This is a genomic window from Xanthovirga aplysinae (assembly GCF_009711365.1).
In the GTDB taxonomy this organism is placed as follows: Bacteria; Bacteroidota; Bacteroidia; order Cytophagales; family Cyclobacteriaceae; genus Xanthovirga; species Xanthovirga aplysinae.
The window spans coordinates 1-7,832 of sequence record NZ_SMMB01001084.1; the positions used below are offsets into that span (position 1 = coordinate 1).

The window sequence follows — 7,832 nt, forward strand, 5'->3', positions numbered from 1 at the left end:
ATTTTTAGTAGCGTTTGCAAAGTTGTGACTAAAATATATGGAATTGGAAGGTTGGTTTTGAAAAATTTAGAATAAAAAAAGTTCGAAATAAAATCCGGCTGTAGAAGTAAAATAAGATAATTATTTAAAAATAAAATAGAAATGAAGTATAATATAAAATTGTAGAAAAACCTTTATTTCTTTAGTTAGTTTGTGGGATTATTATTATATATTTATTTATATTTTTAAAATAAAACTATATTTTTCTTCGCTTAATGTTGTTTTTTTTAAGGATAGTGATGGGATTTATGCCTTTCTAATTTTAAATATTTGGTGATATTTAATGTGGATTTATGGTATGATTTCTAAAATATTAGGTTTGAATAATTTGAATTTGAGAAAAATGATTGGGGAAAGAAACCTCTTTTTTTGGACTTTAAGCTTTAGCTTTTTATTGCTTTTCAATACTTCATTTGCTCAGGAACATCTGGAGAATTATACAATTCAGGGAAAAGTGCAGGATGTGAATGAGGAGATATTGTCCGGAGCCTTGATAAAACTTTTACAACCTTCTGATTCGACTATAGTTCAAGGTGTTTTTTCTGATGAAAATGGAAATTTTAAAATCAATCATTCCAAAGTAGGGATTTACGAAGTACAAATTTCCTTTGTAGGAAATGAAACCTTCACAAAGGTGCTAGAGATTAAGGCAGAAAAACAAAATTATGATTTGGGTCGGGTTATCCTTTCCGTCAAGCAAATGGAATCCATAGAAATTTCTGGATTACGTCAAATAGTGAAAAAAGAGGTGGATCGCACCATATATGCTATTGCAGAAAGCCCCTTTTCTAAAGGAGAGAATGGTTTAAGTGTATTTCAAATTATACCTGAAATTAGTATCCAACCAGGTGGGGAGTTATTTTACAAAGGCCGACAAGAGGTAGTCGTTTATGTAAACGATAAAAGAATACCAGTAATAAGTCCAACACAGTTGAATTCTTTTTTGAGTTCTATTCCCTCAGAAACTATTGTAAATATAGAAATTATTCCTGTTCCAGGGCCAAAATATGATGTTGAGGGCTTTGCTACGGTAGTGAATATTAATTTGAAGAAAAAGCAAAAGGATGGGTGGGAAGGAGGATTGAATGGGGATGTGTTTCAAAACAAGTATTTTAGCTATAACGCTTCTGCTTATTTGAATTATAAATACAAAGCAGTGCAAGGTCATTTGCGCTTATACCAAGAAGAACCAAAGATCTATACCGAGCATTTTTTTGAACAAAATTTAATTACTGATAATACCAAATGGCAAAATAGTGCTTCTTCACATGATTTTGATAAAAGTCAAAATTTAGAAACGGTATGGGAATGGGATTTGGGGACAAGAACAAAAGTTGGGGCATTATATAGATTAAATCGTAAGGATGGGGAGCTGTCTTTTGACCGTACCAATTGGTTTTTTGCTCCCGGTGATAAATTGGATTCCGCAACTTATATGGAGACGGTATTTTGGGAAGATTTTTTAATCCAGGATGTCCAATTTGATTTTCTTCATCAATTGGATACGTTGGGAGGGAAAATTTCTGCCTCCTATAATTTTGTAAATTTTGATGCAAAAGAGTATCAAGATTTTTACGTACATGATTTCACTGAAAAGGAGGAGGTTGGAGACCTAAAGGAGGTTTTTTTCTATGATTTTCCTTCCAATTTTCAACTACATTCCTTCCGTTTGGATGCCTATCTTCCTAATGTATTGGGCTTTAGGTGGGAAGCAGGTGCCAAATACAATTATATGCTATCTCAAAATGAATTTACCTATTTAAACCAAGTTAATAATTCCAAGTTGAGGGACCCTGAAAGAAGTTCTGATTATGATTATAAAGAAGATATCCTAGGGATTTATACTTCTGCTGCCAAAAAGATTGAAAATTGGGACCTAAAATTTGGTCTCCGAGCTGAACAAACTATCCGTTCAGGAAAAAGTTACAACAGATTGGATGCTGATAGGAGTTTTTATAGAAATTATTGGAGTCTTCTGCCTAGTGTTTTTCTCAATTATACGATTAACAAAGACCATAATCTGGGATTTTCTTTTAAAAGGTCCATTGTACGACCAAATTATATTCAAATTGCTCCTGTTCAAAGGTTCAATGCTCCAACTTTTTATGATTTAGGGAATCCAGATTTGAAAGGTGTGATTAAGAATCAGTTGGAATTTAGTTACTTACTGAAAAATAAGTATTCTTTTTCTTTGGCCTATATGCATGATCAAAACAGCATAACAAAGGAAAAATATCTCGATGAAAAAAGATATTTGGTGACTACCTTTGAAAATTTAGATTACCAAAATAATTTATTTTTCGATTTTGGTATTCCCATAACCTTTATAAAATGGTGGGATGGGAATTTTTCTATCACCTTTAATTCCATGGGCTTTAGAACATTTAGTGGTAGGTTGGAAAGAAAGGAGTTCTTTAATATAAGTTCAACTCACCGAGTCAATTTGCCAAAAAATTATAACCTTATTATTTCAGGCATCTATTATAGTGGGCTTGTAGGACAAATGAATTTTTATGAAGCGTTTTCCAGAATTAATGTTTCCTTGAAAAAGTCGTTTTTGGGAGAAAAGTTAAACATTACTGCATATGCTAATGATATCTTTGATACCTACATTGGACGTCGGACCCTCAAATTAGAGACTTTGGTCCAAACAGCCAGGAATACCTATGGTGCTCAGCAGTTTGGATTAAAAATGAGTTTTAATTTTTCTAAGGGATTGAAAATTAAACAACGAAATATTCAAGAAGATACTGAGAAAAGACGATTTGTAAAATAAGTTAAATTTTGAGCTCTCAATTGTACTTCCTCCCTCATTGATATCCATATGAAAAAAGGAAGTACAATTTTCAGCGGATCGAGTTTTCAATAAGTAGGAGATGCAAAATATCAGGTCTCTTACCCCTCCTTAAGTGTTACCCTTTACTCTTTTCCACCTCCTAACATTTTTGAAACATTCGTGTTGTTAAAGCATAGAAAAGTTTTGCTTTGGCGGGAAACTTATGTTTGATGAAATTCCTATCCCTATTCTTACTGTCCGAAATTTTTTGATTATCTCCTATTTAATAGCAAACTGCCTTATATTTTAACATAAAGTCTCTCAAAACCCCATCTAAACTTTATTTAAATGATCTTATTTCCCTAAAGTCTTCTGGAAACTCTGACTTTCCAACTTTATTTGACCCGTTTTTTAAGAACTGCAATAAGAGAATGCCATTTTTTTTCGAAAAGGTAGGTAGGGTCAGGTAGAAATAAAAATATCGATGGTAAAAGATCATGTTCATTTAGAAGTAAAAGATAATGGTTTTGGGATGAGAAAGGAAGTTAAGGAGAAGGACTTGGACAGGTTTTTTCGTGGTTATGTTATTGCTATTGGGACTGGTTGGGGCAATATTGGGTACGTAGTGCTGTAGAATTTTTGCAGGGCATCGTTAGTCTTTGGAGTCAATTGAAAAAGGGTACCAGGGTAAAGGCCAGATTGTCTTTGTTTAGGGGAATCTAAGAGTTTTGAATATCCATTATAGCCCTCTGATTTAAACAAACTATAAAGCTGATCCCATTGTTTAAGGAAAAACAATCAAAATAGATTGATGAGTATTGCTTTTTTTCTATTAGGGTTTGGTTGGTATTGAGGTTTGAAAAGAAACATATATGCAAACAGTTAAGAGATTCTGTAAAGGACTTCCGTGGACCACAGTTTCACTAGAAAGGTTTGGAAAGGGTAAAGGAATTTTCGAAGGCCGATTAAATCCACCTTTTTTGGAAGAAAAGAAGCACTTTTATAGCTTGGAGCAATTCCGTGAGGAGACTTGGAAATACATTCAAAACTCTACCCATCTGCTTATTAAGGAAAACAAAAGAACAGAAGAAAGGAAGCAGATTGTTCTTTGTCTGCATGAAGCTTTAAAAGTTGTACTAGCTATTGAAAAGTATTTCACTTTTCCTGGTAAGCAAAATATTAACATTTTAAAGGATTTGTTGAAAAGAAAAGAATATAGGGTTTTTCATTCAGCCGTTCATTTGATCCTACGCTTGCTAAACAGGGAGATTTATCGAACAAATCCATTGGTGCTCGAACAAAATATACTTTCCTTACTTGCTCGAAAGGAAGATCTAAAGACCAAAAGTTCTCTAAAATATTTTGAGGTATTGTTTGTCGACAGTATGCCCATGGAGGATGAAGAAGAAGCTCGGCAAATGATCAGGGAAATAATGAAGGACGAAAAGGAGTTTTTTTATAGTCCGGTCTTTGTAGATAATTTTGAGGATGCCTTTATCGCGGCTTACTTGAATCCAAATATTCAATCTTGTGTGATTCGATACGGAATCACTGCACATGGAGAGAAAAAATCTGAACAAATCAATGGCTTTTTATCTGATGAAGCATATTTAAAGGAAGTATTATCTAATAAAAGTGAAAGAAGAAGGAGGATCTTTTCCAGTCTATTGAATTTAACCGCTTTTTCAGAAGAATTAAAGGATTTTTTTCATAAAAGTTTGCTTAAAAGAGGTAATAAATCACCGGAGTTTTTAGGAGAACAGTTAAAGCATTTACGACCTGAACTAGATATTTTTTATATTACGGATGCAGAAATGACAGTGGACAGGCTCAATACTGTTACCCTAAAACTGTTCAACCGCGTTTTTTATGAGCAGGAGGAGCTTATCGATATGCATTTAAGTATTTTGAAGAGTGTAAAAGCCCGATATGAGGCTCCTTTTTTTGATGCATTGGTAAAATATAGTCAAAATCCTGTTGGTGTTTTTCACGCTTTGCCTATTTCCAGGGGGAATTCCCTGTTTAACTCACATTGGGCAAGAGATATGGCCGACTTTTATGGGGAGAATATCTTTTTGGCAGAAACCTCTTCTACTTGTGGGGGATTGGACTCTTTATTAGAACCCCGAGGTCCGTTAAAAAAAGCTCAGGAAGCTGCAGCACGGGCATTTGGTTCTGAACATTGTTATTTTGTTACTAACGGAACATCTACAAGCAATAAAATTGTTTTTCAGGCGCTTACAGCCCCTGGTGACATTGTGTTGATAGATAGGAATTGCCATAAATCACACCATTATGCCCTATTTATTTCGGGGGTGGAGGTTGTATATTTAGATGCTTATCCCATTTCCGAATACACCATTTATGGAGGTGTACCTATACAGGAAATAAAAAAGCAATTGTTGGACCTGAAGCAAGACGGGAGGTTGGATAAAGTAAAAATGCTTGTTTTGACAAATTGTACTTTTGATGGGATTACATACAATGTTGAGCGACTCATGAAAGAGGTCTTGGCCATTAAACCGGATATGATTTTTTTCTGGGATGAAGCCTGGTTTGGTTATGCCCGTTTTAATGAAACATTTCGCAAACGTACTGCCATGTATGCGGCTCAAAAGCTTCAAAAACTTTATCATAGTCCTGAATATCGAACCTTATATCAAGAGTATTTGGCTTTTAGAGAAAAGAAAAAAAATCAATCTCTTTCCGAAATGGTTAATCCTGAAAAGGTGAAAATAAGGGTATATGCTACTCATTCTACTCATAAAACCTTGTCTTCTCTAAGGCAGGGTTCCATGATAAATATTTTTGATGAGGAGTATGAAAAGCAGGTAATAGATTTGTTTCAAGAGGCCTATATGACACATACTTCTACTTCTCCTAATTATCAGATTGTAGCCTCTTTGGATATTGCCCGTCGACAGGCGGAACTAGAGGGTTATGAGATGGTAGGTCGAAGTGTTAAAATGGCTAATTTATTAAGAGAAAAAGTTTTGACACATCCCCTATTAAAAAAGTATTTCTCTATTCTCAAAAATGATGAGATGATCCCTGAAAAATTTCGCTCTTCTGTTTCTACAACTCCCTTGGAGGAGCGTATTATTCCCTATTTCAGAGATGAGGCCTGGGGGAGAGATGAATTTGTGTTGGACCCTACTAAAATTACCTTACATATTGGAAAAACCGGGCTCAATGGAGATAGTTTCAAACAGGATTATTTGATGGATAAATTTGGGATCCAGGTCAACAAAACTTCAAAAAATACGGTTTTGTTGATGACCAATATTGGTACCTCAAAGAGCAGTGTAGCATATTTGGTAAGTGTGCTGTTGAAAATTGCTGAAAGCCTGGAAAATGAAAAGGTAGCAGCTAGTCAGGCGGAGTTACAGCTAATTAATAAGAAGGTGGAAAAGCTGACTTTGAATCTTCCTGCATTGCCAGCATTTAGTGGCTTTCATCAGGCATTTCAGTTTCAACAGGGGAGTAAGGGGGGCTTATTGAGGAAAGCTTATTATTTGGCATTTAGGGAAGAAAATTGTGAGTATGTGGAGATGGAGAATTGTCAGCAAATGCTGAAGAAGGGAAGAGAAATAGTGTCTACGGCCTTTGTTACCCCCTATCCTCCTGGCTTTCCTATTTTGGTACCGGGTCAGCTAATAACGTTAGCTATTTTGAAGTTTATGAAAGAATTGGAAGGGCACGAGATCCATAATTTCCGCCCTGAGTTGGGTTTTAAAGTTTTTAAGGAAGAGGTGTTGAAGGAAATTCAGAAACCAACAGCTAGAAAAAGAGGGAAAACTATTCCTTTGAAAAGGAAGATAACTGAAAAGCCCTTGGGGAAGAGTGTTAGTCTAAGGAAAAAAAGAGCTTAGCCGAATGCCTTACAATTTGTTGGCTGATTTAGTAGTATTGTTGCACCTGCTTTTTATTTTGTTTGCTGTATTAGGGGGGCTATTGCTTTTCAAATGGCGCTGGCTTTTTTTCTTACAATTTCCAGCAGCATTTTGGGCTTTCTTGATTGAAGTTTGTGGTTGGTATTGTCCCTTGACTCCTTTAGAAAATCACTTTCGTCAAAAGGCTGGTGAATCAGCATACTCCTACGGATTTGTGGAACATTATATTGTGCCAGTGATTTATCCAGAAGTCTTGAATCCTACGGTTGCTCTGGTGTTGGCCGCAATTGTGGTCTGCTGCAATGGGATTATTTATTATTTGTGGTTTAGGGGCTGTTTTAGGTCAAAGGGCTGGTAATTAATCTCAGAAAATTGGCTCGCCAGGGATTTAAATTAATTGAACATGCTCGTAATCATTATAAAGTAAATAACCAAAACCCAGGACAGGGGCCGGTTTCTCAGAAATATCCAATCTTACTTTCTTGAATCCTATTAGCTTTTTATTTGGTAGAAATTGATAGCGTGCCTTCCCATCATTTTTTATTCCTCGGAGTTTGCAAAATTCAGTTAGTTCGTCCAAATTTACATTTATTTCTATCACCTTAAATCCTTGGTTTTTTAATCTAGTTTGGTTTTTTGAAAGGCTTTATGTCAATTATGCCCTGTATTGTGCATATTTTCTTTGTCATCAACCACCTTGAAAAAACGTTCCCAATTTTAACTTTTATAATATGCTACTTTTATTCCATTCATATATGTGTCTTTTTGGGTAAATGGAATAAAGGATTGCCCAATGTCGGCTATTTAAGAATTTTATGATGGTTTTAAAGAGGAGGGAAGGGTGGTAATTACTTTGTTTTTGGTTCTATTTCTTAGTTTTGGTTTATTTTTGTCTTGACACAAAAACGAACCAAAAAAGTCAAGAAAATCTTCAGGGTCAGCCGACAAGGTTTTCATTCGCATTCCTTGTTGGCAAAGGTGCTTATACTGAATTTTGTATGAGCCATCTCCCACATATTTGTAAAGAATAAAGAAATTTGTGTTATGGGTTTCATGTTTGGAAGTGGTCTAGAGTTTTACGCTGAATATGAGAACCTGCAGGATGTGTTGCATTACAAATGTTT

At 35.0% G+C, this 7,832-nt stretch carries 5 protein-coding genes; 4 read left to right on the plus strand and 1 reads right to left on the minus strand.

Annotation, left to right across the window (positions count from 1 at the left end; translation table 11 throughout):
* Window positions 1-382: 382 nt before the first annotated feature.
* The 4 genes from E1171_RS12385 (at window position 383) to E1171_RS12400 (ending at window position 7,066) form a co-directional block, all read left to right on the plus strand.
* The gene (locus E1171_RS12385) at window positions 383-2,815 is read left to right on the plus strand and encodes an outer membrane beta-barrel family protein (protein WP_187696425.1); all 2,433 of its coding nucleotides are present in this window, start codon (window positions 383-385) and stop codon (window positions 2,813-2,815) included.
* Between the two features lie 484 nt (window positions 2,816-3,299).
* The gene (locus E1171_RS12390; protein ID WP_155206322.1) at window positions 3,300-3,449 is read left to right on the plus strand and encodes an ATP-binding protein; all 150 of its coding nucleotides are present in this window, start codon (window positions 3,300-3,302) and stop codon (window positions 3,447-3,449) included.
* A 238-nt stretch (window positions 3,450-3,687) separates the two neighbouring features.
* Window positions 3,688-6,687, plus strand: coding sequence for an aminotransferase class I/II-fold pyridoxal phosphate-dependent enzyme (locus E1171_RS12395; protein ID WP_155206323.1), 3,000 nt, complete (start codon window positions 3,688-3,690; stop codon window positions 6,685-6,687).
* Between the two features lie 4 nt (window positions 6,688-6,691).
* Window positions 6,692-7,066, plus strand: coding sequence for a DUF2784 domain-containing protein (locus E1171_RS12400; RefSeq protein ID WP_155206324.1), 375 nt, complete (start codon window positions 6,692-6,694; stop codon window positions 7,064-7,066).
* A gap of 30 nt (window positions 7,067-7,096) precedes the next feature.
* Here the strand turns inward: E1171_RS12400 and E1171_RS12405 are convergent, their stop codons facing one another.
* Entirely contained in the window at window positions 7,097-7,309 is a 213-nt protein-coding gene (locus E1171_RS12405; protein WP_155206325.1) for a hypothetical protein, read from the minus strand.
* Window positions 7,310-7,832: the final 523 nt, after the last annotated feature.